The organism is Bradyrhizobium sp. Ken64 (genome assembly GCF_055807555.1).
Genome location: NZ_JBVVPA010000024.1, coordinates 1 through 24,280 on the forward strand (window position 1 = coordinate 1; position 24,280 = coordinate 24,280).

General features: G+C 63.5%; 27 protein-coding genes and 1 pseudogene. 9 read left to right on the forward strand and 19 right to left on the reverse strand.

Translation table 11 applies throughout. The annotated features are described in order from the left end of the window. Positions 1-560 (reverse strand): annotated as a pseudogene (locus AC0L2F_RS29645) (hypothetical protein); the annotation flags it as partial. A gap of 403 nt (positions 561-963) precedes the next feature. On the opposite strand from AC0L2F_RS29645, the gene AC0L2F_RS29650 reads away from it, so the two are divergent. The 4 genes from AC0L2F_RS29650 (at position 964) to AC0L2F_RS29665 (ending at position 4,037) form a co-directional block, all read left to right on the forward strand. Continuing rightward, a complete protein-coding gene (locus tag AC0L2F_RS29650) occupies positions 964-1,596 on the forward strand; it encodes a response regulator transcription factor (protein WP_063993431.1) in 633 nt (210 codons plus the stop codon). A gap of 331 nt (positions 1,597-1,927) precedes the next feature. Continuing rightward, positions 1,928-2,158, forward strand: coding sequence for a hypothetical protein (locus AC0L2F_RS29655; protein ID WP_063993432.1), 231 nt, complete (start codon positions 1,928-1,930; stop codon positions 2,156-2,158). A gap of 266 nt (positions 2,159-2,424) precedes the next feature. Beyond that, entirely contained in the window at positions 2,425-2,793 is a 369-nt protein-coding gene (locus tag AC0L2F_RS29660) for a response regulator transcription factor (protein ID WP_084777341.1), read from the forward strand. Positions 2,794-3,839: 1,046 nt separating this feature from the next. Continuing rightward, positions 3,840-4,037, forward strand: coding sequence for a hypothetical protein (locus tag AC0L2F_RS29665; RefSeq protein ID WP_146159799.1), 198 nt, complete (start codon positions 3,840-3,842; stop codon positions 4,035-4,037). Between the two features lie 687 nt (positions 4,038-4,724). Here AC0L2F_RS29665 and AC0L2F_RS29670 read toward each other — a convergent pair. The 4 genes from AC0L2F_RS29670 to mgtE all read right to left on the reverse strand — a co-directional run bounded on the left by AC0L2F_RS29670 (position 4,725) and on the right by mgtE (position 8,635). Then, on the reverse strand, positions 4,725-5,678 hold the full coding sequence (locus AC0L2F_RS29670) for a hypothetical protein (protein ID WP_473250819.1): 954 nt from the start codon (positions 5,676-5,678) through the stop codon (positions 4,725-4,727). A 49-nt stretch (positions 5,679-5,727) separates the two neighbouring features. Further along, positions 5,728-6,546, reverse strand: a complete 819-nt coding sequence (locus AC0L2F_RS29675) for an aldo/keto reductase (protein ID WP_007611358.1) — start codon at positions 6,544-6,546, stop codon at positions 5,728-5,730. A gap of 172 nt (positions 6,547-6,718) precedes the next feature. Beyond that, positions 6,719-7,051: a helix-turn-helix domain-containing protein gene (locus AC0L2F_RS29680; RefSeq protein ID WP_035974180.1), complete on the reverse strand. Its 333-nt coding sequence runs from the start codon at positions 7,049-7,051 to the stop codon at positions 6,719-6,721. Between the two features lie 162 nt (positions 7,052-7,213). Next, entirely contained in the window at positions 7,214-8,635 is a 1,422-nt protein-coding gene (mgtE, locus tag AC0L2F_RS29685; protein ID WP_473250820.1) for a magnesium transporter, read from the reverse strand. 116 nt (positions 8,636-8,751) lie between these two features. On the opposite strand from mgtE, the gene AC0L2F_RS29690 reads away from it, so the two are divergent. Together AC0L2F_RS29690 and AC0L2F_RS29695 are read left to right on the forward strand one after the other, a co-directional pair. Then, a complete protein-coding gene (locus tag AC0L2F_RS29690; RefSeq protein ID WP_473250861.1) occupies positions 8,752-9,525 on the forward strand; it encodes a polysaccharide deacetylase family protein in 774 nt (257 codons plus the stop codon). A 190-nt stretch (positions 9,526-9,715) separates the two neighbouring features. Beyond that, positions 9,716-11,032, forward strand: a complete 1,317-nt coding sequence (locus AC0L2F_RS29695; RefSeq protein ID WP_473250821.1) for a polysaccharide deacetylase family protein — start codon at positions 9,716-9,718, stop codon at positions 11,030-11,032. 6 nt (positions 11,033-11,038) lie between these two features. On the opposite strand, the gene AC0L2F_RS29700 is transcribed toward AC0L2F_RS29695, so the two are convergent. Further along, positions 11,039-11,413, reverse strand: a complete 375-nt coding sequence (locus AC0L2F_RS29700; RefSeq protein ID WP_007611365.1) for a hypothetical protein — start codon at positions 11,411-11,413, stop codon at positions 11,039-11,041. 289 nt (positions 11,414-11,702) lie between these two features. Between AC0L2F_RS29700 and AC0L2F_RS29705 the strand changes: the two genes are divergently transcribed. Then, complete coding sequence (locus AC0L2F_RS29705; RefSeq protein ID WP_179950104.1) at positions 11,703-11,960, forward strand: hypothetical protein; 258 nt, start codon at positions 11,703-11,705, stop codon at positions 11,958-11,960. A gap of 21 nt (positions 11,961-11,981) precedes the next feature. Here the strand turns inward: AC0L2F_RS29705 and AC0L2F_RS29710 are convergent, their stop codons facing one another. The 7 genes from AC0L2F_RS29710 to AC0L2F_RS29740 all read right to left on the reverse strand — a co-directional run bounded on the left by AC0L2F_RS29710 (position 11,982) and on the right by AC0L2F_RS29740 (position 16,042). Beyond that, entirely contained in the window at positions 11,982-12,170 is a 189-nt protein-coding gene (locus AC0L2F_RS29710) for a hypothetical protein (protein WP_027567374.1), read from the reverse strand. A 10-nt stretch (positions 12,171-12,180) separates the two neighbouring features. Continuing rightward, positions 12,181-12,510 carry a four-helix bundle copper-binding protein gene (locus AC0L2F_RS29715; protein ID WP_473250822.1) on the reverse strand — a complete coding sequence of 110 codons (330 nt, stop codon included), beginning with the start codon at positions 12,508-12,510 and terminating at the stop codon, positions 12,181-12,183. A gap of 100 nt (positions 12,511-12,610) precedes the next feature. Then, the gene (locus tag AC0L2F_RS29720) at positions 12,611-13,555 is read right to left on the reverse strand and encodes a cation diffusion facilitator family transporter (RefSeq protein ID WP_473250823.1); all 945 of its coding nucleotides are present in this window, start codon (positions 13,553-13,555) and stop codon (positions 12,611-12,613) included. Between the two features lie 18 nt (positions 13,556-13,573). Then, positions 13,574-14,479 carry an NAD(P)/FAD-dependent oxidoreductase gene (locus AC0L2F_RS29725; protein ID WP_473250824.1) on the reverse strand — a complete coding sequence of 302 codons (906 nt, stop codon included), beginning with the start codon at positions 14,477-14,479 and terminating at the stop codon, positions 13,574-13,576. After that, the gene (locus tag AC0L2F_RS29730) at positions 14,476-15,552 is read right to left on the reverse strand and encodes a flavodoxin family protein (RefSeq protein WP_473250825.1); all 1,077 of its coding nucleotides are present in this window, start codon (positions 15,550-15,552) and stop codon (positions 14,476-14,478) included. Before AC0L2F_RS29730 ends, AC0L2F_RS29725 begins: the two co-directional genes overlap by 4 nt. 80 nt (positions 15,553-15,632) lie before the next feature. Then, on the reverse strand, positions 15,633-15,833 hold the full coding sequence (locus AC0L2F_RS29735; protein WP_007611372.1) for a hypothetical protein: 201 nt from the start codon (positions 15,831-15,833) through the stop codon (positions 15,633-15,635). 2 nt (positions 15,834-15,835) lie between these two features. Beyond that, complete coding sequence (locus AC0L2F_RS29740) at positions 15,836-16,042, reverse strand: hypothetical protein (protein ID WP_007611373.1); 207 nt, start codon at positions 16,040-16,042, stop codon at positions 15,836-15,838. Positions 16,043-16,350: 308 nt separating this feature from the next. Between AC0L2F_RS29740 and AC0L2F_RS29745 the strand changes: the two genes are divergently transcribed. Further along, positions 16,351-16,635: a hypothetical protein gene (locus AC0L2F_RS29745; protein WP_007611375.1), complete on the forward strand. Its 285-nt coding sequence runs from the start codon at positions 16,351-16,353 to the stop codon at positions 16,633-16,635. Between the two features lie 78 nt (positions 16,636-16,713). On the opposite strand, the gene AC0L2F_RS29750 is transcribed toward AC0L2F_RS29745, so the two are convergent. The 5 genes from AC0L2F_RS29750 to AC0L2F_RS29770 form a co-directional block, all read right to left on the reverse strand. Beyond that, entirely contained in the window at positions 16,714-16,896 is a 183-nt protein-coding gene (locus AC0L2F_RS29750; RefSeq protein WP_007611379.1) for a hypothetical protein, read from the reverse strand. 134 nt (positions 16,897-17,030) lie between these two features. Then, positions 17,031-17,777, reverse strand: coding sequence for a Crp/Fnr family transcriptional regulator (locus tag AC0L2F_RS29755; RefSeq protein ID WP_473250826.1), 747 nt, complete (start codon positions 17,775-17,777; stop codon positions 17,031-17,033). Continuing rightward, positions 17,777-20,944 carry a CheR family methyltransferase gene (locus AC0L2F_RS29760; RefSeq protein ID WP_473250827.1) on the reverse strand — a complete coding sequence of 1,056 codons (3,168 nt, stop codon included), beginning with the start codon at positions 20,942-20,944 and terminating at the stop codon, positions 17,777-17,779. The genes AC0L2F_RS29755 and AC0L2F_RS29760 overlap by 1 nt, the downstream gene beginning before the upstream one ends. A gap of 339 nt (positions 20,945-21,283) precedes the next feature. Next, positions 21,284-21,562 carry a hypothetical protein gene (locus AC0L2F_RS29765; RefSeq protein WP_473250828.1) on the reverse strand — a complete coding sequence of 93 codons (279 nt, stop codon included), beginning with the start codon at positions 21,560-21,562 and terminating at the stop codon, positions 21,284-21,286. A 10-nt stretch (positions 21,563-21,572) separates the two neighbouring features. Next, a complete protein-coding gene (locus tag AC0L2F_RS29770; RefSeq protein ID WP_473250829.1) occupies positions 21,573-22,580 on the reverse strand; it encodes a chemotaxis protein CheB in 1,008 nt (335 codons plus the stop codon). 85 nt (positions 22,581-22,665) lie between these two features. Between AC0L2F_RS29770 and AC0L2F_RS29775 the strand changes: the two genes are divergently transcribed. After that, a complete protein-coding gene (locus tag AC0L2F_RS29775; RefSeq protein WP_007611389.1) occupies positions 22,666-23,070 on the forward strand; it encodes a response regulator in 405 nt (134 codons plus the stop codon). 343 nt (positions 23,071-23,413) lie between these two features. Here the strand turns inward: AC0L2F_RS29775 and AC0L2F_RS29780 are convergent, their stop codons facing one another. Then, complete coding sequence (locus AC0L2F_RS29780; protein WP_007611390.1) at positions 23,414-24,196, reverse strand: SDR family NAD(P)-dependent oxidoreductase; 783 nt, start codon at positions 24,194-24,196, stop codon at positions 23,414-23,416. Between the last annotated feature and the right edge of the window lie 84 nt (positions 24,197-24,280).

Here is a 24,280-nt window from a genome sequence, read left to right on the forward strand (position 1 = left end):
CCTGCCAGAAATGGTCCCCAATACTCAACGACATTGGCCAAATATCCAACCTTCAATTCCACCTGCCGGTTCAGGAAGGTCTGATAATAGCTGAGAGTCGCGAGGCTAAATGCGTTCGGCCCGGCCGGTGCCCAGGTGTCGTAATTGTAGATGCCGCCAACCGCGATCTGACCGTCGGAAATCCCGGATCTGCTGAGGTCGTAAGTCATCTGCATCACGTTGTTCGTGAAGAAGGTTGGCTTCTGACCATTATAGACCTGCTGGCCCAACGTGCTCCGTTCGGCGGGCAGCATGTTGTCGTAAAAGTTGTTGTTGGTGTAGCCGACGTAGCCGATCCCGAGTGAAGCGAGACTTGATCGGATGCCGGCGAAATCTGGATCGACGGTGTCCTGCGGGCCAGGCAGCGCCACGATGAGCCCCTTGATCCGAAGCGACTGGAAGTCAATCTTTGGCGCGACTGGCGCGGGGCCGAATGCGGTGTTTTCTGTCAGCTCACTAGCATGACAAGTTGCCCGCAGAAGGTAGCCAGCGCAAATCGATAATGCGAACGCCTTCAACATGCAGTCCCAATCGCAACGCGAGGTGCACCATCAGGCTGGCACGGCTGGTGCAGCGGGCCGCAGGTCCGCCAAATCTCGCATCGTCATACGCCGTATGGCTCACCCGACCATAAATCATAATTTGGTAACGATCCGCAACGCAACCTGCAAAACGTCCGGTTGAATTTCTTGATAGAGTGCCGTCGCCCGCTTTTCGCGCCTTGGCAAGACACGTAGTAGCTGCCGGCCATCCATGCGGAGTGTCGCTATCATCAGGGGCAGCGCGGCACGACGGCGTGGCACAAACTGCATTGAGACTTTGGTAGTAGATCGTAGCGACAGATCAGCTATGCCTGAACAAGCGCCAAACGACACTTACTCACCCCAAGTTGCGCGGTACCCTCTTGGCAGCGAAAGAGGACCGATGTCGGGGCTCGTGCATATTGTCGACGACGATCCATCATTCCTGGCGGCCATGGAGCGTCATTTGAAGCACGCCGGTTACCAGGTCGCAGCCTATTCGTCGGCGCAGGAGCTGCTCGACCGACTACCGAGCGACGGCATTCCGGGTTGTATTCTTCTCGACGTGCAAATGCCCGATCTGGACGGCTCGGCCTTGCAAAGAAAATTGGTCGAACTCGGCTCGGCATTGCCGATCATATTTCTCTCCGGCCATACCGACATTCCTCTCACCGTGCGGGCCATAAAGGCGGGTGCTCGGGATTTCTTGAGCAAGCCGGCAAGCTCCGAAGACCTTCTTCGCGCAATCGCAGGAGCGTTGGCACACCATCAATCGACGTTAGACCTGCAAAACAAAATAAGTGCGGCCCGTGCTCGTCTCGCTACATTGACGCCGCGCGAGCGACAGGTCTTCAACTTTATCGTTCGTGGCAAAATCAACAAGCAGATCGCTCACGCGCTTGGAACAACGGAGCGCACGATCAAAGCTCACCGTCACGGTGTGATGGAAAAAATGCAGGTCCGGTCGTTAGCCGAGCTGGTGTCTCTTGCCGAGAGGATCGGAGCTCTTTCCCCAGCCACGGAACAGACCCTCTAAGCTGGAGCGATTATCACAGTTAAACGCCACGGCTCGGCACAGTCTGATAGCGCTTATGCACCCAGAGCGACCAAAGGGCGCGGCGTTCAAAGCAGGCAAGTCATAGTGATGACGATCCCGGAATTCTGAGGGCAGAAGCGGAGCACGACGGAACCCTTCCATGAACCCCGCTCGCGAGATTGCGGCTCTGTCCGCGCGGGAGGTTGATGTAGATCAATGGGCGTCCTTGCTTTGATGGAACCTCTTGCGTCCGTAGCGATAGCACCGAACTCAACTGAACTTGGGTCTCAACGCTGTACTCTGAGTGCAATCGTCCAACTGAGCGCTGGAAATGAACTGGTTTCGTATCTTGTTCGGCATTGCAATCGCGTTGTTTGGCCAAGATGCCTTCGCCAAGCAACGTCTAACCGACCCCATCAAGATCCCACGAGAATGCAAAAGCGACATCGAGCTTTTGTGCAAAGGACTTCGCCCCGGTGGCCAGCGCATTATTAATTGCCTCAAGGAGAAGGCGACTGAATTGTCGCCCGCGTGCTGGGAGGCGTTCAGATCAACGGAATAGCTGAGAATATATTTGGACGCGGGGCCTCTGATGGCGACTGGCGGAGCTTGTCTCAGTTCCTGACCGGGCGGGTGTCTCAAGTTGCGCATCCAACAGCAAACATGCGGCCTCATCACCTCCAGCAGCTCTACAAGGGCCTTCAGTACAATGGTAAACTAAGCGCTCCGGGAGTACCCATTCGCTCCGCCGGGTCATTTTGGCCATTTGGTAGTTCTCCACTCGTAGCGACAAGCGTCCGTTGACACCTCTGGCAAACGGAAAACTTCTTGTGCAAAAAGAATGTCGTCCTTGTCGTCGATGACGACGCCGCAATGCTGAGAAGTGTAGCCCGACTCCTGCGACAGTTTGGCTACGCCAGCGTGCTGTTTCCGTCTGCGGAGGCTTTTGCAAACTGCAGCGAGTTTGACAGCGCGCTTTGCGTCGTTCTCGACATCAATCTGCGCGATGGATCAGGCATCGACTTGAGGCACCGCCTCAAGGCGGCTGGGAGCAGTGTGCCAGTCATCTACATGACCGGGAACGATAGCCCTTCGGTTCGCGAGGCCGCCCTTCGATCCGGCTGTCTCGCCTATCTCACCAAGCCATTCTCGTCGCGCGAACTGATCGAGCCGCTCAAGAAAGCGTCAGGAAGGTAATGCTAAGTGCCCGAGTTCCGGGCCCTTGCACTCTGCACTTTGGGACAATGCACCACAGGACAACTTTCGCTAAGTTGATTTCTGAGTTTGGATTGTCAGGTACCAGCCCCCCAATCAATACAGGTACACAGCCCCCCCGTGGCCCCAGTTTCCCCAAGGACTGGGGCCACACCCTTCACGGTCTCGGCGCTCGTTTTTGTTCAGCGGCAAGCGTGAAAAAAAAGTCGTCACCGCTTCCTCCCCGTGGCGGCTTTCCTTTTGTCCGGCGCGAATAGGCAGGGGCGGCATTACAGCGTGAAACACACTTGGTACGTCACTTTTGAAGTGCCCCCGGATGGCACGCTGTCAAGACGGCGACATCCGCGCCTAACCAAGATGTTTTCAACCAAAGCGGAGGCGCAGGATTTTGCGCGAACCAAATATTACGACGGGCTGATCGTCACTGCGGGGACCATCATCCCGCACCTGCCGAGAGTGTCGATCCCATCGACCGAGATACCAGCATGGCTTGAACGATCCGGCCAAGTTGATCCAAATCAATAAGCAAGCCGACGACGGTAGTGAGACTGCTCAGGTGGGGCAGCAACCGGGAGCCTGACAATGAGTGACCGTTCGGGGCCGAAACAGGTCTGTCGTCGCAACGCACTAACCTTTCTTGGACAGGCAGGGCTGTTTGGGCTCGTGGCTTCGTCCTCAATTTTTGCGGCCTCAGAGGCGGTGGCCCAAACCGCCGCGCCAGCCGCCGCGCCTATTGCGCCGCCAGCGGACGCGCCGAAGTCAGGCACAGAACGCCGTCAGGAACGGCGCAGCGGGCGAACCGAGCGGCGGCAGGAACGCCGCACCGGACGCACAGAGCGGCGTCAAGAGCGGCGCACAGGCCGCGACGAGCGACGGGATGCGCGCGACGGCACCACAAGCACCCCAACCACCACCGAGCCGAAAAAGTAGTCCCGTTTATCGGTCCAACTTCGGCAACCGGGCCGCCTCAGCGCAGGCCCGGGAAAACCGTAGAGCGGGCCGCCAGCGCAGGGCCAAGCGGGATAACCATGTCCGAGTTGCGGCAAGCTAGATTCAAAACCACATCCGTTTGGGCCGACCAATCCATGCTGGATATCCAATTAAACAGCGGCCTACATGACGATTGGCGCATTGTGACAGTTGTTTTCCAACCTGATTTCACAGACGCGCTGGCAAACAATCATCGCGCCTCCTACGTCACGATTTGGGAGCGCAAAGATGCCTAGAGCCGCGCCGAGGGGCGGCTCGCGCCAGCACGTCCATCAGGCCAGCGCCGCGACCCGACGGCCATCGAAGCGCAGCCGACCGGGTCCGCGCGGACGCAGCCCCCAAACTCTTTCTTAAGCGGCAGCATGTGAAACTAGGGCCTAATAGGGCCCGGCGGGTTTCCGCCAGCAGCGGTCGCGGTCGCCGCCACCAACTAACCCCTTTCATTAAAAAGGGTTTTGTATTTTTCCTCACGGCACGAAATCGCTGGACGACAGGACCACACGGTTTTGCCGTACGCGCATTCGCCATTTCGCCGCAGGGTTCGACGGCCCCGTGCACGTGGCCATCGAAATACCGACGAGACGAACTTCACAGCGCCGCTCGTCCGCACGCGGTTGCAGGCTCACAGGGACTACCCGCCCTGCCCGCACCTCCCATGCCGACGCTGCCGCGTCCACCGCAAGCCCGGCTCGCAATCAAGACGACAACGAGATCGCCCCTCAAGGATGAGCCGGGATGGACGACACATACGCCGTTTCCGAATTTCGGTAAAGTGGAATATTTTTGTGGGAAGGGGTTGACGGGGCGACACAGGCGCGGTCCCGTAGCCCGGATGGAGCGCAAGCGTAATCCGGGAAGGTGCGAAACGCAGCGCGAGCGGCCCCGGATTGCGCTACGCTCCATCCGGGCTACATGACCACCTGTTACCCGCCGAAATCCCGCGGGCTGAACGGCAGGTCCATCACCTTCCATTCCCCGTATTTGTCGGCAGGCAGCATCTTGTAGGGCTGGCAGGCCTGAAGCGCGCTCATGGCGGACTTCACGAGCGCCACGCCCTTTGCCGACGGCGGGGCTTCGATCAGGATCGGCTCGCGCGCCAGCGTGCCGTCGGTCGCGAGCACCGTGCGCAGCTTGATGTTGACGTTGTCGGTCGGCGCGACGCCCGCCGGCAGCTTGGCGCAGCTTCGCAAGTGACGACGCAGTTCGGCGATGATTTCGGCCGGCAGCTTGGCCGCGATTGAATCCTTGGCATCGCCGCCATCGTCCTTGGGAGCATCTTTCGGCAGCTCCGTCGGCAATTCCGGCGGCAGGCCCAGCATGACGCCGTACTTGACGGTGACGTCGGGCTCCGGCGCCTGATAGGACGGCGGCGGCGCGGCCTCTGGCTGCTGCATCGCTTGTGGCAGTAGCTGTGGCGCCGGGGGCTGCGGTGTCGCCTGAGGCGGCGGCGACTGCGATGGCTGAGGCTGTGGCTGTTGAGGCTGCGGTAGCGGCTGCGCATTTGCCGCGCGCTGAGGCGTCTGTGAAGGCTGGGGCTGTGGCTGTTTCCGTTGCGACGCTTCAGGCGAGGCCTGCTGCATCGCCTCGGGCTTCGGCGCGGCCGCCGCGTTGTCCTTCTCGGAGAAATCCAGCTTCGGCAGTTTCAGGTCAGGGATCGGATCCGGCGGCTTTGCCTTGAGTTTTTCGTCGGCCTTCTCCTCGGCTTTGGCTTCTTCCTGCTTCACCTGCTCCGGCGTCACTATGCTGACGGAAACCGATTCGGGCGGGCTGGCGTGAAACGGATGGACTTCGCTGATCACGATGATCAGCGCGACCAGCGTCAGATGGGCGATCGCCGACGCTGCAATGTCCGTCCGTATGATCTTCCGCAGTTCCATCGCCTGACTTCAGGTTGCCGTGCTCGTCCTAGCATACGGCAGTCCCCCCTCAATCCCATTTTGGCGCGAAGCCGAAATCGGTCAGGCGGCCCCTGGGACTGGCCAGCGCGGCGATCCGGGCCATCTCGTCGTCCGAAAGCTCGAAATCGAAGATCTCGATGTTTTCCGACAGGCGTTCGACGCGCGAGGTGCGCGGGATCGCAGCGACATTCTGTTGCACCAGCCAGCGCAGGCAGACCTGCGCCGGCGTCTTGTGATGGAGACGCCCGATCTCGGCGAGCGTCTGGTCGGTCTTGATCCGCCCCTTGGCGATCGGGCTATAGGCGACAAGAGCGAGCCCGTGCTGATCGCAGGCCGCCCTCACCTTCGCCTGGTCGAGATAAGGGTGGTACTCGACCTGGTTGCAGGCCAGCGGCTCCGGCGACAACGCCACCGCCTGCTCGATCAGCGCGACGGTGAAATTGGAGACGCCGATGTGGCGGGTCAGGCCCATGCGCTTGGCATGCGACAACGCGCCCAGCGTCTCCTCCAGCGGCACGTGCGAATTGGGCCAGTGCAGCAGCAGGAGATCGACGGAGGGAAGTCGCATGCGCGCCAGGCTCTCCTTGACCGAGCGCTCGAGATCGTGGGGTGCGAAATGGTTGGTCCAGACCTTTGTCGTCAGGAAGATGTCGTCGCGGCGCACGCCGGAGGCGCGCAAGCCGTCGCCGACCTCGCGCTCATTCTCGTAGACCTGTGCGGTATCGATGTGGCGATAGCCGAGCCGCAACGCCTGCTCGACCACGCGTGCGCACATGCGCCCGCTCAGCTCCCAGGTTCCCAGCCCGATCGCCGGTATTCTTGCGCCATTGGTCTCGACGAACAGCATGAGGAATCCTCTCTGTCGCGCTCGCCCCAAATCATGATCCAGGCGTCATTATGAACCCGGCGGGCGACACTGCCAACGGACGACACCGGCCGCCGGGCCGGATCTTGCGCGCAATGCTAACGGGAGGTTCGCGCCAGGCTCTGACCTCAAGCCTTGACGTCAGGCCTTGAGCTCATGCTTTGGCGAGCGCCTGGAACACGGTCTCGGGCGCATGCGCGATCACCGCGAGCAGCGCGCGGGCGGGTCCCCGCGGGGCACGCTTGCCCTGCTCCCAGTTGCGGATGGTCTCGACGGGAACGCCGAGTTTGGCCGCGAACTCCATCTGGGTCAGGCAGGCGCGGCGGCGCAAATCGCGCACGGCGAGCGAGCTGGTGTCGGGCGGCGCTGCGTCAGGTACGGGCTGGATTGGAAAGGGCTGGATCGGAAGTGGCTGGACAGGAAACTCTTGTCCGTCCCGCAACTCGACAATCCGTCCGTCCGCCTTCAGCCGCACACGCATGCTCATTCCCCCAAGCGGGGACGATGATGCGGGAGGTCGCTTAAGTTCGGATTAAAGATGATGGCCAGTAGCCCGGATGGAGCGAAGCGCAATCCGGGGCGTCTCTCGACGGATGCAGCGGCCCCGGATTACGCTTCGCTCCATCCGGGCTACGGATTTCAACAGCTCCTACCTCAACCCGAACCACAACGTCGCAATTCCCAGGAAGGAGAAGAAGCCGACGACGTCGGTGACCGTTGTCACGAACGTGCCGGAGGCGACAGCCGGATCGGCCCTGACACGTTCGAGCGCCATCGGGATCAGGATGCCGCCGAGCGCACCGGCGAAGAGGTTCACGATGATGGCGAGCCCGATGACCAGGCCGAGGCCCGGGATCCTGAACCAGGCCACCGCGGCGATGCCCGTGATCACGGCAAAGGCGAGACCGTTGACGAGGCCGACCAGGCCCTCGCGCACCACGACGCGCCAGGCGTTGGAGGAGCCGAGCTCGCGCGTCGCCAGCGCCCGCACCGCGACCGTCATGGTCTGGGTCGCGGCATTGCCGCCCTGGCTTGCGACGATCGGCGCCAGCACGGCGAGCGCCACCATCTTCTCGAGCTGGCCCTCGAACAGGCCGAGCACGGAGGACGCCAGAAAGGCGGTGGCGAGATTGACCAGCAGCCAGTTGAACCGCGCGCGTGCAATGGTGAACACGGTGTCGGACAGCTCTTCGTCGCTGTTGACGCCGCCGAGCGCCTTGAGGTCCTCGTCCGCCTCTTCCTCGATGACGTCGACGACGTCGTCGACGGTGATGACGCCGACGAGGCGGTCCTGGGTGTCGAGTACCGGGGCTGCGACGAGATTGTACTTGCCGAACATGCGCGCCACCTCCTCCTGGTCCTCCAGGACGGAGACGCGGCGGCGATCCTCGTCGGTCAGCTCGGCAAGGGCCACCGGGCGGCGGGCGCGCAGCAGGACATCGAGCGAGACTGCGCCCTGCCAGTGCTGCTCCTTGTCGACGACGTAGATCTCGTAGAAGCGATCGGGCAGATCCGGCGTCTCGCGCATGTAGTCGATCGCCTGCCCCACGGTGAAATCCTGCGGCACGGCGATGAACTCGGTCTGCATCCGGCGGCCGGCGGAGTTCTCCGGATAAAGCAGGCTGCGCTCGAGCACGACGCGCTCCTTGAGCGGCAGCTTCTCGAGGATCTCCTCCTGATCGGCCTGATCGAGCGTTTCCAGCAGCTCGACCGCATCGTCGGATTCGAGCTCGCGCACACCTTCCGCGACCGTCTGCGGCGGCAGTTCCTCGAGGATCTCCTCGCGCACGCCCTCGTCGAGCTCGTTCAGCGCGGAGAAGTCGAAATCGCGCCCCGTCAGTTCGACCAGGCGGACCCGATCGTCGGGCTCGAGGGCCCCGATGAGATCGCCGAGATCGGCCTCGTGCAGCTCGGCAACGCAGGCGCGCAGCGCGGCGCTGTCGCCGGCCTCGATCGCATGGGCAATTTCCGCGACGAATTCGTGACGAATTTCGCCGTCTTCATTGCGCATCGGCACGTGGTCGAGTACCGATTCCGCGGCAAACGCGGCACCGTCCAGATGTTCATCCATGGCGCGCCTCGCCGTCCGACAGGTTGGAACGAGTGGTCTGAGCTGTTGGTTCAGGCAATACCCACAAGGCAACTCTGAGCGCAATGACAAAGATGCTTCGACTGAGGTGGGCCTCGATGGCGGCAGGCGCAGCCCTCGCCGCCCTCACCGGCATCGCCTCGATTGAAGCCGCCGAGTGCCCGCGCAAGGACGCGCTCGGCACCTCCCGCATTCTGAGCGTCGACGCCAAGACCACGCCGCGCGTGGGCCTGAAGAGCTTTCCGCAGACCTTGCCGCTCGCCGATCACGAGGTCGTGCTGACCTTCGACGACGGACCGTATCCGCCGACGACGTCCAAGGTGCTGGCGGCGCTGGCCCAGGAATGCGTGCGCGCGACCTTCTTCCTGATCGGCCTGCACGCCTCCGAATACCCCGAGATGGTCAAGCGCATCGCCGGCGAGGGCCACAGCATCGGCCACCACACCTTCTCGCATCCGTTCATGGCGCGGATCCCGCACGACAAGGCGAAGAGCGAGATCGACCGCGGCATTGCCGCCGACGAGATGGCGCTGCACGGCACCTCAACGACGACACCATCGACGCCGTTCTTCCGGTTTCCCTATTTCGAGGCCACGCAAGCCGAGCTCGACCTGCTGCAGTCCCGCGGCATCGTGGTGTTCGGGGCTGACCTGTGGGCCAGCGACTGGAACGAGATAACGCCGGAGCAGGAATTGAAGCTCGTCACCGAGCGGCTCGCCGCCGCCGGCAAGGGTATCATCCTGTTCCACGATCCCAAGGCGCGCACGGCTGCGATCATGCCGGCCTTCCTGCGGTATCTGAGGGAGAACCGCTATCGGGTGGTTCACGTCGTGCCGGCGGGCACATCACAGAAGAATGCCGACGCACGTTGATGCCGGAATGTCACGCCGGCGCAAAATGGGGTGATTTGGGCCCTATTAACAGTCTGTTCATGCTACGCCATGCAAGTATCGAGGGGACTTGTCGCGGCAGGGTTCTGGGTAACGTTTCTTGCGCCTGAACCGTTTGCCGATGTCTCCGACCTACTATGGCGGCAATCGCGTAAGAGGGCAGACGGGGTTCATGATCGGAAGTAGCGTTGTTGCCCGGACGCGATCGTGGATCGTCCTTTGCTTTGGCGGATTCCTCGGCGGATTTTTGGGTGTCCTGACCATCGGCTCGCCAGCCATTGCAGCCGACTGCCCCGGCCATCCGGACGCGCTCGGGACCTCCCGCACCCTCGTGGTCGATCCGCACGAGCATCCCCGCATCGGCACCATGCAGTACCGCGAGACGCTGCCGCTGAAGGACCATGAAGTCGTCCTGACCTTCGACGACGGTCCGTTGCCTAAATATTCCAACCAGGTGCTGCAGATCCTCGCCGACGAGTGCATCAAGGCGACCTTCTTCATCATCGGCGAACAGGCCAAGGCGAACCCGGAAGGCGTGCGCAAGCTGGTCGCGGCGGGCCACACCGTCGGCACCCACAGCATGACGCATCCGCTCACAATGGACCGGATGCCGCTCGACAAAGCCGAGGCGCAGATCAATGGCGGCATCGAGTGGACATCGGCCGCAATGACCGATCCGTCCAAGCTCGCGCCGTTCTTCCGCATTCCCGGCCTGATGCGCGCCGACGGCGTCGAGAACCTTCTGATCTCGCGCGGCATCCAGGTCTGGAGCGCCGATTTCCCGGCCGACGACTGGCGCCATGTGTCGTCCGATCGCGTCTATCAGCTCGCGATCCAGCGGCTTGAGGCCAAGGGCAAGGGCATCCTGCTGCTGCACGACATCCAGGCCCGCACGGTAGCGGCGCTGCCGAAGATCATCCGCGACCTCAAGGCGCGCGGCTATCGCATCGTGCACGTGGTGCCCGCGACCGCCGAGCAGCCGGCGACGCCGACGACGCCAGTGGAATGGCTGCTGCATCCGCCGACCGAGACCACACCGATCGCGCGCTGGCCCGCCGTGCCGACCTTCGTGTTCGCGCAGACCGAGACGCTTGCGGCGCCCTCGCTGGCCGACCTCAACGCGCAGACCGCGCATCAACCGCTGCTGCCGCGCAAAACCATGGCGCTCGCCAATGTCGCGGCCACCCTGCCCGTGCCCGACCGCGATCTCTTTGCGATCCCAGAAGGCTCGATCGAGGTGCTGCTGTCGACGACCTTGTCGCGGCGCGCCGCGACGCGCCTGGCCATGGCGGCCGAGACGCCCCGTACGGCCAGGGGCAAAGCCGGCAAGTCGCACGCTCCCCGCACCGCGCGCGCTGCTCATGGCACACCGAAGCATGCCGCACAGACCGAAGGCACTGCAGCCAAGAGCACTGCAGCCAAGAGCGCCGCGCCAAAGAGCACCGCGCCGCGCCCCACCCGTGTGGCGAGCCTGAAGAAGCGCGCCTAGCAGATCCTACTGTCGCATGATGTTGGCGACGCAGAGCAAGACGATCAGCGCCAGGAAGAACAGGTCCATATAGGACTTGACCTCGCCGTCGCGCCGCAGCCGCGCGACGTCAACCACGACCTGCTTGCGCGTGTTCGTTCCGCCCGCGCCGTCATTGATCGGGCCTTGTAGCCGCTTGGTCTCGGCCTCCAGCCGCTCGATCTTCTGGTAGAAGTAAAACGCCCGCAGCGTCGAAGCCGCGCGCATGCCGCTATAGATCAGCACCAGGATCGCGATGATCGCCCGGTTCTGGTACTTCTCCATGAAATTCAGGCTGAAATAGACCATCGCCATGAATGCGAAATTGGTCACGAAGCGATAGACGAAGCTTAAAAAGACCATGCGGGCTCAAGCCTTGAAGGGTGGCGCAACCGGACCGTGTTGCAAATGCGGGGATCAGGAGCCCAAACCGGAACAGCCGGCCTGAATGCCGATGCAGGCCCGTCTACGCCAACTTTGTTTCAACAAAGATACTATTGCCCCTGCAATGCCGCCTTTTAGCCACGCCCGGCCATAATGCAAGCCGGAGCAGGGCCGCCGGTCCGGTCCGCGGGCCTGCTGGCTGCAACGGCTCCTTGGAGATTTGGCGGAAGTCCCGATAGAATGGGGCCGCCACATGTGGGGTCCGCCGATGCCGAAGAAGGGAATCACCGGCCACGACGACTGGGTTTTGACCGAGGCGCTGGCGACCGCGCTGGTCGCGCTGGAGCAGCTCGACACCAAGCACCAGCCGAGCGCGCATATGGACGACATCCGCAAGATGCTCTCGAACGGCAAGGAGCCGGCGGCGGTGACCCTGCATCTCGCCCAGGCCAAATGCCGGCTGTTTCCCGACCTCGATCCGCTGGAGATCTACCGGGAATACGGCATCGGCGAGGAATATGGCTGAGGGCACCGTTGACGGCCAGACTTAAGGCCCGCCGGCGACCGATCCCGCGATCACCATGACCAGCGCGGCCAGGTCGATCTTGCCGTTGACGATCAGCTCCTCCGAGGCTTTCGCGTCGTCTGCGCGTTCGACCTTCAGCAATTGCGGCCGGTTGGCCGCCTGCCGCTTCAGCTCCTCGACGATGGCTTCCGTGAGTTTCTCTTCCAGCATGGGCTTGTCCTCAGGCCGCCATCGCACGGCACGATTGTGCGCAGGAGCGGCACATGGCGACGCACTCGTCTATGCCGCCGACCCGCTCGCAATCCTCGGCGCATTCACTGCAGATTTCGGCGCATTCGCCGCAGGTGTGCCGGTGATGCGGCGTGTTGATCAGCATGAAATGCGCCGCCGTCCGGCACATTTCGGCGCACGCCATCATCAGGCGGAAATGCTTGGGCTCGACGTGCTTGCCGCCGGTCTCGAGGCAATGGTTCATCGCCGTGCCGAGGCAGGTCTGATAGCAGCTCATGCAGAGCGCGATGCAGCGCGTCATGTCTTCGGATTGAGCCATCCGGTTTCTCCAATGCTCGCCCCTGCTCCGCTCAACCCGTGGGATGTTGTGATCGTTCCTGCTGTCGTGCCGATTGTGGCTTAGGGGGAACCTCGCAAAGCTAGCCGTAACGCCTCGCGCGCACCGCCCGGTAGCGAGCATCGGTCTGCGGCTTGATGAACAGCGCCACCACGCTTGGATGGCGTTTGCGTATCTCGGTCTCGATCGCAACGACGCATCGCTCGATGTCGTCGGCGCGCTTGTCATCCGCAAATTCGATGCTGAGGGCCGCAACGATTTCGACCGGCGACAGCTGCACCGTCAGGAGGCCGTTGGCCCTGAGCACGCCGGGCGACCGCCTTGCGATGTCGAGGATCGATCGTGCAAGCTCCGGATCGGCGGGCTCGCCGATCAGCAGGCTCTTGCTCTCGCGCGCGAGGCCGATCGACACGATCGCCAGCAATATCCCGATCAGGATCGAACCGATCCCGTCCCAGACCGGCTGGCGCAGCCATACGGCCGCCGCAGTGGCCGCCGCGGCAATGGCGATGCCGATCAGCGCCGCGCTGTCCTCGAGCAGCACCATGAATGCCGGAGGATCCTTGCTCCGAACGAAAGCCTGATAATATCCGAACCGCTGGCCGTCGGAGCTGAAGCGCCGCAGGGCAACCAGCCAGGAGCCGCCTTCAAACAGGAACGACAGCCCGAGCACCACGAAGCTGACGATCGGACTTTCGATCGGCTCGGGGGCGGCGACATGCAGAATGCCCTGATACAGCGAGACACCGGCGCCCAGCGCGAAGATCAGCAGCGCAACGATGAAGCTCCAGAAATACAGCTCGCGCCCATAGCCGAGCGGATGGGATTCGTCGGGCGAACGGCTCGCGCGCCGGTAGCCGTAGAGCAGCAGGATCTCGTTGGTCGTGTCGACGAGCGAATGCACTGCTTCGCTCGTCATGGCCGAACTTCCCGTCCACGCGGCGGCGCCGATCTTCGTGACCGCGACCAGGACATTGCCGAACAGCGCCGCATAGACCGCGGTCTTCGAGGATGATTCTGTCACCAATCTCCGATACCCCGTTCCTCACGCCAGCCGCCGCGGCAGGCTGTGGTGGATCGTGCAGGCGGCGAGCGCGGCGTGCCCGAACGCGACCGATATCTGGTGCAGGTCGGTGACGACGTCGCCGATCCCGTAGAGCCCGTCGACCGAGCTGCGCTGATGGTCGTCGACTTTCAGGTATCCCTCCCCGGTATGTTCGGCCCCCAGCGTCATCGCGAGTTGCGAGCGCACCTTCGCTCCCATCACCGGGTAGACCATTTCGAATTGCGCCGTCCGGCCGTGGGCGAAGACGGCTTCGACGCCGTGGTCTCTCCGCCTCAGGCGCAGGCCGGGCGCGACGACGATCTCGACACCCGCGTCATTCAGCTCCGATGCCGTGGCCTTCCCGTCATCCTCGCCTGTTGCCAGCAACGTCACGTCGCGCGAGTAGCCGCGCATGAACAGCGCCTTGCCGGCGGCCCGGTGAAGCGGACCGACGATGCCGATGCGACGGTCGATCGCCTCGAAAGCGTCGCAGACGGGGCAGTAGCGCAACAGCCCGTCCGCGACCGCCGCGCGCCATTCGTCGAACGGCGGATGGGCGTCGACGATGCCGCTGGCAAGGACGACGATGGCGGCGGTATGCGCGCCGCCGTTCCAGATCGCCTGAAAACCTCGCGCGTGTCGCCGCAAAGTGGTGACCTCGGCATCAACGCGCGTGACCGCGAGCTCGCCCAGTTGCGCAGACATGCGCGCGAGCAGGTCGGTACCGGACAGGCCATGGACGAAGCCCGGCACATTGTGACTGCGCGGGATCAGCGCCGCCCGGCTCGCGCCTGCGTCCACGACGCAGACGCGGCGCCGAAATCGCGCGAGATAGATCGCAGCCATCAGCCCGGCGGGGCCGCCGCCGACGATCAGGCAATCATACGGCTGATCGTTCGCCGTCATTTGGGGTTTGGATCCGACAGGCCCGCACCGGGCGCGCAAAGCTGTCCACTCCGCGCCAGCCGGACCGCATTGCCGAGTGCGCGCGCGACGTTCTGCACCTCTGTCTGGAATGCGCTGTCGTCATCGAGCGCGCGGTGCGAGGTGGCGTATGGCTCCATGTAGCCGACATAGCCATCGAGCTCGGCGAAGCGGCCTGCCGAGATCAACTGCATATCGGTCAGCCAATCCGACAAGGCCCGGCGCACGCCCTCGGCACCGACCGCATCGCCGTGAACGACAAGACCGAAATGCCGGCCGGCGAGATGGCGCGGATAAGACCAGCCCTTCAGCTCCAGCGCCTTGGCTTCGTCCGCCTGCTTGCCGTGGGTCGAGGTCGGATCGGGATTGCCGCCGTCGGCGCAGACCATGCGGTCCATCATCGCCTTAAGGCCGGCGGGCACGTGATACCAGTTCACCGGCGTCACGATCAGAATGCCGTGGGCTGCGACCCACAGCGGATAGATATCGTTCATCCAGTCGTCGGTCTGCCCCAGCGAATAGTTCGGATAGCAGCTGCACGGCCAGTGGCAGAGCGGCATCGCGGTTCCGACGCAGGATTTGCAGGGATGGATCGTCTTGCCGAACTCCGAAGCCAGGCGCGACAGATCGAGGATGTCGACGGCAAACCCAAGCTCGGCAAAGACCGGCTCGGCGAGCTCGACCAGACGCCAGGTCTTGGACATCTCGCCGGGACAGGTGTGCTCGCTCCGCGCCGAGCCGTTGATAATGAGGATGCGCGGCGTCTCGTCCGCATCGTCATGGCGTCTCTGCGCCGCCAGTATCTTCGCGCGCGCATCGAGCCAGTCGATGGCGATGTCGTAATCGGGATCGGCGAATCCAGCGCCCGCCTTTCGCGTCAGCGGGGCCTTGCGTGAATTGCTGTAGGCATCCCAGGCCGCGCCGACGATGGCGTCGAGCTCGCGCTGGAGCGGTGCAAAGGTGGGATCGACGAACCGGCTCCTGTAGCGGCGCTCGAAGGCCTCGCGCGAGAGCTTGACGGGCGGCATCCCCTTGCGAATGTCGGCTTCCGTCATGCTGGCTCCTCGCGAGGTCGGTACAGTTCGACCAACCCGGGGCGCGGCGCGGGGTTCCTTCTCGCTCTCCTCTCGTCGCCCTACTGGCGGACAACTACCGGCGGCACATCGAACTGCGCGATGCGCTGGTCCAGCCGCCACAGTTCGATGCGGTGCACCAGCACCAGCGAGGCGGCCTCGCGCTTGGCCTGCTCATCATCGTCGCAGGCCAAATTGATGCATCCAAACACATGCCCGTCCGGATCGATCTGGAACGCGCGGTAGTGCTTGATGCTCCGCATCGTCAAGGTCCTCGCCTCGGGTAGACGGGTTCGCTCAACCAGTCCGTCAGGTTCGAGGTCACCTCGTTCTGCATGGCGCGCTGAAGCAGCATGTCGCGCTCCTTGCCGGGCGGCAGGCTGCGCGCGCGCTCGCGAGCGGTTTGGGCGAATGCCGCCAATCGCTCCTGGAGCGATTGGGTCTGTTTCCTGCGGTTGCGTTTCGCGGTCATTGTACTTTCACAAAGCCCTTCAGATGGAAGGAATCGAGATGGGAGGAATTGGCCCCGGCGGGAGGTCGGCGCCGGGGCCACAGTTCATGCCGGTTGGGGCGGCCCAGCCCGGCAGTGTTGGCAGCTTCGGCCGCAACCGCAGGTTCCGGCATTTCAATAAGTTAACAGTGCGTGATTTTGCCGGTGCGAAACGAAGCGGCCGAGCAGCGACGGATGCGCGCATTCCCTTCGCGCGCGGCGCCACCTCGTCTGCGCCGGAACCGAAATGCTGATTCGCTGATTGATGAAGGACTTGAAGGAGGATCATCATGGCGAAAGCAGCATGGAAGCGGCCGGGCTCACCAATCGGCCGCAAAGGCCCGCGCAAGGCCAATCCCGCGTACAAGCGCCGGGCGCGCGAACGGTGGACACCTGCGGACGTGAGCAAGCTGAAGCAGCTCGCAAAAGGAAACACGCCCACGGGCGTCATGAGCATCAAGCTGCAGCGCCCGGTGGCGGCCATTCGCAGCAAGGCGCAACGCGAAGGCATTTCGCTCAAGCCCGTCAACCGCTCGCCTTACAACAGGCGATCCAAAGCAGCGAAGCGGCGCTGAGCGAGGCACCCATCCAGGCGCGTGCTGCGCGTTTGGTGTCGTCGGCTCCGATTCCGGCGGCACGCCGTGCCGGAGGTCCTACTCTTCCCGGTTGTCGCGAAGGGCCTTGAGCTCCGAGCGCAGCATCGCGCTTTCCATCACCACCCGGCGCACCTCGCGCGTGGCGTCATCAAGCTGATCCGCGACCGCTCTGCGCTGCGCCCGGAGGGCGCGGCTTGCTTCGATCGCGCGCTCAGCGCGGGCAAGCAGGACGTCGTTCATGGAACGACGATAGAAGATTCGGGACGAAACCGCCTTTACGTAAGTTACGTCGATTACTCAAAACCAGCCATCCGCTCAAAAACATTCGCGAGCGCTAACCTGGATCAAGTATCTCGGAACACCCGAGAAGGCGCTTAGGCCCGCCGATAGAGTTGCAAATAGCTCGGCGAGAACAGCGCCGCGTCCTTGAGCGCATCGAGATCGGTGATGGTCAGCGTGCGATCGCGCAGCACGATCAGGCCGGAGGCGCGCAGCTCCTGAACCGTGCGGTTGAGGTGGACCACCGACAGGCCGGTGGCGTCCGCAAGATCCATTTGCGTTACCGGCATCACGCAGGAATTGCCCTCGACCATGCCGACAGGACGCAGCCGCTCGATGATCTCGCAGAACAGATGGGCCACGCGTTCAAAGGCCACCCGGCGGCCGAGATTGATGGCCCATTCGCGCTGGATCGCGTTGTTGACGAGCGTCTCGCACCAGAACGCTTCCGCCAGCGCGCGGTCGCCCGCCACCAGACTTTCAAACCGCGCGCGCTTGATTTCGGTGTAGACGACCGGCGTCATCGCCGCGATGGAATGATCCATCACCGACAGCAGGAACGCGTGTGCATCGCAACTTTCGCCGGGAAAGAGAAAATTGACGATCTGGCGCCGCCCGTCCTCAAGCGTCTTGTAGCGGCAGAGCCAGCCCGACAGCACGAGGCGCACGCTGTCGACCGGATCTCCCTCCGAGATCAGATCCTCGCCCGCCCCTGCACGCTGGATTCCTTCGAGCATTGCGTATTCGAGCGAGGTGCGGGCCTCCATCGACAACGGCCTCAGCACGTTCAGCCGGCGAATGACCGGGTCCACCTGGCTGCGATCGAGCGTCGACAAGGGCATCAGTTGGCCACCGCCGGTGTATGAAACGCCCGTTTGCTGAGAGGAATGGTGATCGTGCATTCCAGTCCCCTGGGATTGAATGCCAACCTGGTCTGCCCCTTGAACTCGAACCCGAGTGTGCGCTCCAGAAGCTCGGTCCCAAATCCCTTGTGCGGCGGCGGCGCAACCGGCGGCCCACCGCGCTCCCGCCACTCGAACACCAGCTCCGCCGGGTCGGTGCCCTGCTCAAGGCGCCAGGAAATCTCGATGCGACCGGTCGGCCGGCTCAGGGCGCCGTATTTGAGCGCGTTGGTCGCCAATTCGTGAATGGCAAGGGCAAAGGTTTCCGCGGCCTTCGACTGAAAACGCACCGTGGGGCCGCTGACCCGTACCTGCTCCCCTTCCCTGGCGTTATAGGCCAGCAGTTCCTCGACCGCGAGGTATTCGAGATCAACGCCGCCCTCGGGATCGCGGGTCACCAGCGCCTGGGTTCGGGCGAATGCGTTGAGCCGGCCATCGAGATGGGAAGCAAACTCCTCGACCGTCGAACTGCTATCGGCCGTGCGACGGGCGATCGAGCGCACCACGCCCAGCGTGTTGCGGACCCGGTGCTGGAGCTCGGCCAGCAGCAGGCGCTGCCGCTCCTCGGCGCGGGTAATCGCGGTGACGTCGACGAACGTGATCACGACCCCCGCGATGAAATTGTCGATGCTGCGATAGGGCAGGATGCGCACGATGTAGCGCGTGCCGGTGTCCGGATCCCTGAGCTCGCGCTCGGCGGTGGCAAGCGTCCGCAACACGCCGCGAATGTCGTCATAGAGCTCCTCGATCGGGATGCGCGCCTTGATGTGCGCGATGGGGCGGCCCGTGTCGGTCTCGACGAGATGCAGTACCTGCGTGATCGCCGGCGTGAAGTTCATGACGCGCAAATCGTTGTCGAGGAATACGGTCGCGATCTGCGTGCTCTCCAGGAAGTTCTGAAGATCGCTGGTGGCGCGCGTCAATTCCTGGACGCGGTGAGCCAGCTCGCCGTTCACGGTGGTCAATTCTTCGTTGACCGATTGCAATTCCTCGCGTGACGTTTCGAGCTCTTCGTTCGCGGACTGAAGCTCTTCATTGAGCGACTGGTATTCCTCGTTCGACGACTTCAGCTCCTCGTTGGTGCTTTCGAGCTCTTCGATGGTTGCCTGGAGGCGCTCCCGCGTCGCCCGCAGCTCGCCTTCGATACGCTCGACATGCTCGGTCTGCACCAGCGCATTGGGCTTGCCCTCGCCGGCATCTATTGCGCGCACAGGGCCGTCCTTGAACAGGACGACGAAATTGCGGTTGCCGCTGCCGCCCTCCTGGATCGGCTCCACCATGATGTCGACGGAAATGTGCTGACCGTTGGCGCCGAGCTGTACCTGCTCGGCATGGGCCGGCTCGTTGGTCTCCGTCGCGCGGCTGAGCACCGCGCGCAGGTCCAGGCGGAGATCGCGGTGAACGAGCTGGAGCAGATCGAGCGTGGCAGCGCCTGCCGTCGGCTCGATGTAGCGGCCGGTGCGCCCGGAAAAGTGCAGGACCTGAAAATTGCTGTCGGTAATGACATAGGCGGGCGCGTAGCGCTCGGCAATCCGCTGTGCGCGGCGCTCCAGGCCGATGTCGGGGCGGAACGAGCGCAGCGGCGGCACCTCGGCGGGCGCCCTCCCGGCAGCGGTCGTGATTGGAAATTCCGGTGGCAGCCGTGTTCCGGTCTCCAGCTTCTTGAAGATGCGGGCGCGGCGGTCGATCGGCACGAAAAGTATTGGATGCCGCGTGACGTTCTCGGAATTGCCGAGAAACAGGAATCGATCCGGCAGAAGCGCGAAGTGGAATAGCGGGATCACCCGATTTTGCAATTCGGCATTGAGATAGATCAGCAGATTGCGGCAGGAGACGAGATCGAGCTTCGAGAACGGCGCGTCCTTGATCACGTTATGCTGCGAGAAGATGCACATCTCGCGCAGTTCCTTGACGACGCAATATGTATCGCCTTCCCGCACGAACCAGCGCGCCAGACGCTCGCTGGTCATGTCCGCCTCGATATTGGTGCGGTAGCGGCCGACGCGTGCGGTCGCCAGAGCCCGTCCGTCGATGTCGGTCGCGAAGATCTGAACCTGCGGTGGCGAGTCCATCTTGGCCATGTGCTCGCGCAGGAGGATAGCGATGGAATAGGCCTCCTCTCCGGTGGCGCATCCGAGCACCCAGACGCGAACCTGCTGGCGCGCGTCCTTGCCTTCGAAGAGCTTCGGGACGATCTGACTCTCGAGCACATCGAATTCGCGCTTGTCGCGGAAGAATTCGGTGACGCCGATCAAGAGGTCGTTGAACAGATGCTGCGCCTCGTCCTGGTCGTTGCGCAGGAAATCGACATAGGCGGCGATGTCGGCGATCTGGACCACCTGCATCCGTCGCTGCACGCGACGCAGGAAGGTGTTCTGCTTGTAGCCGTGAAAATCATTACCGGTCTTGCTGCGCAGGATGTCGGCGATGCGCGACAGCGAGGTCGCCGCAGCGGCCAGCACCTCGTCGAACCCCTGCTTCTCCTCCAGCCGCCGCAGGTGACGGGCATAGACCTGGATGTGCTCGGCGATCTCCTCCGGAGAGAGCACGTAGTCGGCGATCGCAGCCGGCGTGTTGGCTTCTTTCAGATGATCAGCCTCGTCGCTCGCGCCCTTCTCGGCGATGGCGAGACCACCGTGATCCTTCAGAGTCGCGGTACCCAGCGTGCCATCGCCGCCGACGCCGGACAGGATCACGCCGATCGATTGCTCGGCGCGTTCTTCCGCCAGAGACACCAGGAAGCTGTCGATCGTGGCCCGCTCGCCGGGGGCCTGCTCGGCCGGGCGGACCGCGAAGCGACCGTCATGGATCGTCGTGATCATCGCCGGCGGGCACAGATAGATCGTGCCGCCCTCGATGGTCTGGCCGTTACTGATGTCGGTGATCTTGCCGCCGGTGGCATCCTGCACGATCCGACGCAGCCGCGGCTCGTCCAGCGCCTCGTGATGTTGCAGCGCCAGCACGACGGCCTGGTCGGCGCTCACGGTCAGCTTGGACAAGAACCGCTCGACGCTATCCAGAGCTGTCGGCGCGGCGCCCACCCCGATGATCAGCGGAGACCTGGTCTGGCGCTCTCTTTCGACCGGCTGGTCGCCGATTTCATGCATAGTCTCGGTAGCCTCATTCAGTGACGGGAACCAGGGGACGCCCGCTCGCCGCAAATAGCAGGATTGATGTTACCCCAACAGGTGCAAGGCGGAAACGTCACGCAGCGTTCCATACGGCGAACATCGTTGTCGATTGCCGACCCAGGGGCCTACAATCGGGGTCCCATGATGCAGACCTCGGACGAGCTCGCGGCCCTGATCAGGCCGGCCCAGGACGCCACCGCGTTCGCCCGCCGGCTGCTCCGCGAGAACGATCGTTGCGCCGCAGCGCCGAGGGGCCACACGACTTCATGTACGGGCTAGGCGGGTACGATCTCGGGATAGAGCTCGGGCGGCCTGCTACCCCTGGATCACTCCGGACCGACTTTGCTGCCGGAGATAGCCAATCCGCTGCTCGATCAGGACGCGGTGGCGGAGCCATTCCGTCAGGGTCTGCTTCAGCACCTCGGCCAAGCGCTCCGCCTCGCCCGCATCGTGGCCACCGGCACTGAGTTCGCGGATCCGATCCTCCTGATCGCGGATGCGCTGCGAACCCTCCTCGATATCCCGATCGGCCTTGATCAGATGGCGGCGCTCGGTATCGAGCTGCTCGGTCCATTCGGCGAGGGAAATGGTCATGGCGACCTCCTCAGGCCTCCCGCTTGCGAACCGGAGGATCAAGCGACTTTAGCACCACGCGCCGGATCATGTCGGCATATTCGCGATATTCGGCAGCCCGCGCCTGGTACATCTCGGCAACCGCGGGCCGGCCGTTGCGCCGTCCGTCCGCAGCCATGCGCTGCACCAACTCAGCCCGCTCCTCGATGATGCGCAGTGCGACCCGCAGGGCTTCATCCACTTGCCCCTCCTGCTCTTTTGCGAGGATGTCGGCGGCGTAGGCGTGACCGACCTGGCAACGGAAGCGCATCGGGTGCGACTCCTTGATCTCGGATAGCACGCCCCCGCAGGCCGGACAGGTCAGTGCAACTGGATCAGCCACCGAGAGGAGCTTGTCACTGCCGATCCGTTCGCCCGCCGCGATGTCGACCTCGAGCCGGATCTCGGGCGGGATCGGCAGCGCGGCACCCGCAACTTCCCTGGCGAGATCGGACAGAACGTCCCCCATTCCGGCACCGGGGACGCAAAGATCGATGATGCTCGCCTCCAGGGCGCTCCTTGGCATTTCATCGGCGATGGCGTCCGAGGGGTCCTGAACCACCGAGATTCCGCCGCAACGCTTGATGGCGTTGAGACCGGCCGCACCGTCGGACAACAGCCCGCTGAGGAGCACACCGATGACGCGCGGGCCGTAGTTGATGGCGGCCGAGCGGAACAAGGCGTCGATGGCCGGCCGGACCATGTTCTCGCGCGGACCGCGCCCGAGGAACAGGTGATCCCCGGATAGCAGCAGATGATGGTCCGGCGCGGCCAGATAAACCTGGCCGGGCTCGATCTTCATGCCGTTTTCGGCCTGCCGCACCGGCAGCGGACCGGCGCTGCTGGCGACCGTCGAGAGGATGCCGATGCCCTGCGCCGGGATGTGCAGCACGATGAACACCGCCGCGGGCAGATCCGGCGGCAGCCGGCCGAGGATCTGCTTCAACGGTGCGGTCGCGCCGGCCGAGCCACCTATGACGATGATATCGCGGTTGCTCATGGAACCCGCTTTCGGTTGTATGGTTATACCAAGGCCAGTCACCGCCCGATGTTCCTACGGACCGGAAGGAAGCCACGGAAGCGCCATGGCGATAGCGCCCACATCGTCAGATCCGCAGTCGCCGCTCACGGGGCGGCGGATATTCATTGTCGAGGACGAATATTTTCTCGCCGATGACATTGGCAAGGCATGTCAGGCGCTCGGTGCCGAGGTCGCGGGGCCAGTCGGCGATCTCAATGAAGCACTCAGGATCCTGCAAGATGGCGGCATCCTGGATGCCGCCGTGCTTGACGTGAATCTCCACAGCGAGATGATCTTCCCTGTCGCGCGCGAACTGAAGGCCCGCAGCATACCCTTCCTGTTCACGACCGGTTACGACAAGATCAGCATCAGTCCGGAATTCCACGACGTGCCAATCCTGGAGAAACCGATCGATATGCCGGCGATGGCCCACAGGCTGGCCGCGCTGATCGCCGATCAGCACGGTTGAGCCGGACGGCGATCAGAGCAGATGCGCGAAAGCGAGCCAGGCGGTGACCGCCAGGCACAGGAGCACTGCAGCATACGGCAACGCGATCCGCAATCAGCAACCCTCCCGGCCATCAGCCCATCATCATCCAGACGATCGCCGCCATCATCACGAGGAAACCTGTGATTGCCGTTGCGACAAAGGCCTGTTCAACGCGATCCATCGGTAACACAGCCCCCTCACTCCAGCCGGACCAGTCTGAGCGCTCGGGGAGCCTTGCGCATTAGGCTATGTGAATCGGCGTGCTCCTTTGTCGGTCCGCGGGAGCGGCCGGGCCCTCAGCTTAGATTGCGACGGCGTCGTTCTACGACTTCGCCGTGCCCGGTTCCGCCATCTTGCGATGCTGCTTGGCCAGCATCTCGTTCGGCGTGACGTTGGCGATGGTGGTCTGAAGCTTGTTCTTCATTCCGGTCACGATGTCGGATTCGCCGCGCAACATGGCGTCGAAGCCGGCCTTCGCGACGTCGTAGGCACTGTCCTTCGGCTCGGTGCCGACCTTGGTGTCCATCATGTCGGCGCGGCGGAAGAACTCCGTCTCGGTGGCGCCCGGCATCAGGCAGGTGACGGTGACGCCGCTGTCGCGCAGCTCCTCGCGCAGTGCAAACGAGAATGAATCGAGGAAGGCCTTGCTGGCGTTGTAGACCGCCTGAAAACTGCCCGGCGTGAATCCGGCGATCGAGCCCGTGATCAGGATGCGCCCCGAATTGCGGCGGAGCATCTCGTTGCCGGCGCGATGGATCAGATACAGCGTGCCGGTGATGTTGGTGTCGACGAGGTGCTTGATCCTGGCAAAATCCTGATCGAGGAAGGCCTTGCCGAGGCCGACCCCGGCATTGGCCAGAAGCGCGTCGATCGGCCGGTCGCCGACCGCGGCGCAAAGCTTGTCGACGCCTTCGGTGGTGGCGAGGTCGGCCTCGACCGCCTCGACGCCGCCGCCGAGCCTGCGGAGATCGACGGCCACCCTCTCGATCTCGGGCTCGTCCGCCGCGATGACAAGGTTGAAGCCTCCTTGGGCGCAACATCTGGCGAGTTCCAGGCCGATGCCGGTGGAGGCGCCGGTGACGACGGCGAGTTGATTGGCGGCCATGAGCGTATCCTTCGCTAGTCCTTGAGATGGGATTGATGACGCTCCAATCACCGCAATGGCCGCTCGTTCCTATCGGGACGCACG

What these genes read in the sequence shown, in the direction of transcription:
- AC0L2F_RS29650 (WP_063993431.1), top strand. Translation starts at nt 964, where the DNA reads ATGTCGGGGCTCGTGCATATTGTCGACGACGATCCATCATTCCTGGCG.
- AC0L2F_RS29655 (WP_063993432.1), top strand. Translation starts at nt 1,928, where the DNA reads ATGAACTGGTTTCGTATCTTGTTCGGCATTGCAATCGCGTTGTTTGGC.
- AC0L2F_RS29665 (WP_146159799.1), top strand. Translation starts at nt 3,840, where the DNA reads ATGTCCGAGTTGCGGCAAGCTAGATTCAAAACCACATCCGTTTGGGCC.
- AC0L2F_RS29670 (WP_473250819.1), bottom strand. Translation starts at nt 5,678, where the DNA reads ATGGAACTGCGGAAGATCATACGGACGGACATTGCAGCGTCGGCGATC.
- AC0L2F_RS29675 (WP_007611358.1), bottom strand. Translation starts at nt 6,546, where the DNA reads ATGCTGTTCGTCGAGACCAATGGCGCAAGAATACCGGCGATCGGGCTG.
- AC0L2F_RS29680 (WP_035974180.1), bottom strand. Translation starts at nt 7,051, where the DNA reads ATGAGCATGCGTGTGCGGCTGAAGGCGGACGGACGGATTGTCGAGTTG.
- mgtE (WP_473250820.1), bottom strand. Translation starts at nt 8,635, where the DNA reads ATGGATGAACATCTGGACGGTGCCGCGTTTGCCGCGGAATCGGTACTC.
- AC0L2F_RS29690 (WP_473250861.1), top strand. Translation starts at nt 8,752, where the DNA reads ATGGCGGCAGGCGCAGCCCTCGCCGCCCTCACCGGCATCGCCTCGATT.
- AC0L2F_RS29695 (WP_473250821.1), top strand. Translation starts at nt 9,716, where the DNA reads ATGATCGGAAGTAGCGTTGTTGCCCGGACGCGATCGTGGATCGTCCTT.
- AC0L2F_RS29700 (WP_007611365.1), bottom strand. Translation starts at nt 11,413, where the DNA reads ATGGTCTTTTTAAGCTTCGTCTATCGCTTCGTGACCAATTTCGCATTC.
- AC0L2F_RS29705 (WP_179950104.1), top strand. Translation starts at nt 11,703, where the DNA reads ATGCCGAAGAAGGGAATCACCGGCCACGACGACTGGGTTTTGACCGAG.
- AC0L2F_RS29710 (WP_027567374.1), bottom strand. Translation starts at nt 12,170, where the DNA reads ATGCTGGAAGAGAAACTCACGGAAGCCATCGTCGAGGAGCTGAAGCGG.
- AC0L2F_RS29715 (WP_473250822.1), bottom strand. Translation starts at nt 12,510, where the DNA reads ATGGCTCAATCCGAAGACATGACGCGCTGCATCGCGCTCTGCATGAGC.
- AC0L2F_RS29725 (WP_473250824.1), bottom strand. Translation starts at nt 14,479, where the DNA reads ATGACGGCGAACGATCAGCCGTATGATTGCCTGATCGTCGGCGGCGGC.
- AC0L2F_RS29730 (WP_473250825.1), bottom strand. Translation starts at nt 15,552, where the DNA reads ATGACGGAAGCCGACATTCGCAAGGGGATGCCGCCCGTCAAGCTCTCG.
- AC0L2F_RS29735 (WP_007611372.1), bottom strand. Translation starts at nt 15,833, where the DNA reads ATGCGGAGCATCAAGCACTACCGCGCGTTCCAGATCGATCCGGACGGG.
- AC0L2F_RS29740 (WP_007611373.1), bottom strand. Translation starts at nt 16,042, where the DNA reads ATGACCGCGAAACGCAACCGCAGGAAACAGACCCAATCGCTCCAGGAG.
- AC0L2F_RS29745 (WP_007611375.1), top strand. Translation starts at nt 16,351, where the DNA reads ATGGCGAAAGCAGCATGGAAGCGGCCGGGCTCACCAATCGGCCGCAAA.
- AC0L2F_RS29750 (WP_007611379.1), bottom strand. Translation starts at nt 16,896, where the DNA reads ATGAACGACGTCCTGCTTGCCCGCGCTGAGCGCGCGATCGAAGCAAGC.
- AC0L2F_RS29755 (WP_473250826.1), bottom strand. Translation starts at nt 17,777, where the DNA reads ATGCCCTTGTCGACGCTCGATCGCAGCCAGGTGGACCCGGTCATTCGC.
- AC0L2F_RS29760 (WP_473250827.1), bottom strand. Translation starts at nt 20,944, where the DNA reads ATGCATGAAATCGGCGACCAGCCGGTCGAAAGAGAGCGCCAGACCAGG.
- AC0L2F_RS29765 (WP_473250828.1), bottom strand. Translation starts at nt 21,562, where the DNA reads ATGACCATTTCCCTCGCCGAATGGACCGAGCAGCTCGATACCGAGCGC.
- AC0L2F_RS29770 (WP_473250829.1), bottom strand. Translation starts at nt 22,580, where the DNA reads ATGAGCAACCGCGATATCATCGTCATAGGTGGCTCGGCCGGCGCGACC.
- AC0L2F_RS29775 (WP_007611389.1), top strand. Translation starts at nt 22,666, where the DNA reads ATGGCGATAGCGCCCACATCGTCAGATCCGCAGTCGCCGCTCACGGGG.
- AC0L2F_RS29780 (WP_007611390.1), bottom strand. Translation starts at nt 24,196, where the DNA reads ATGGCCGCCAATCAACTCGCCGTCGTCACCGGCGCCTCCACCGGCATC.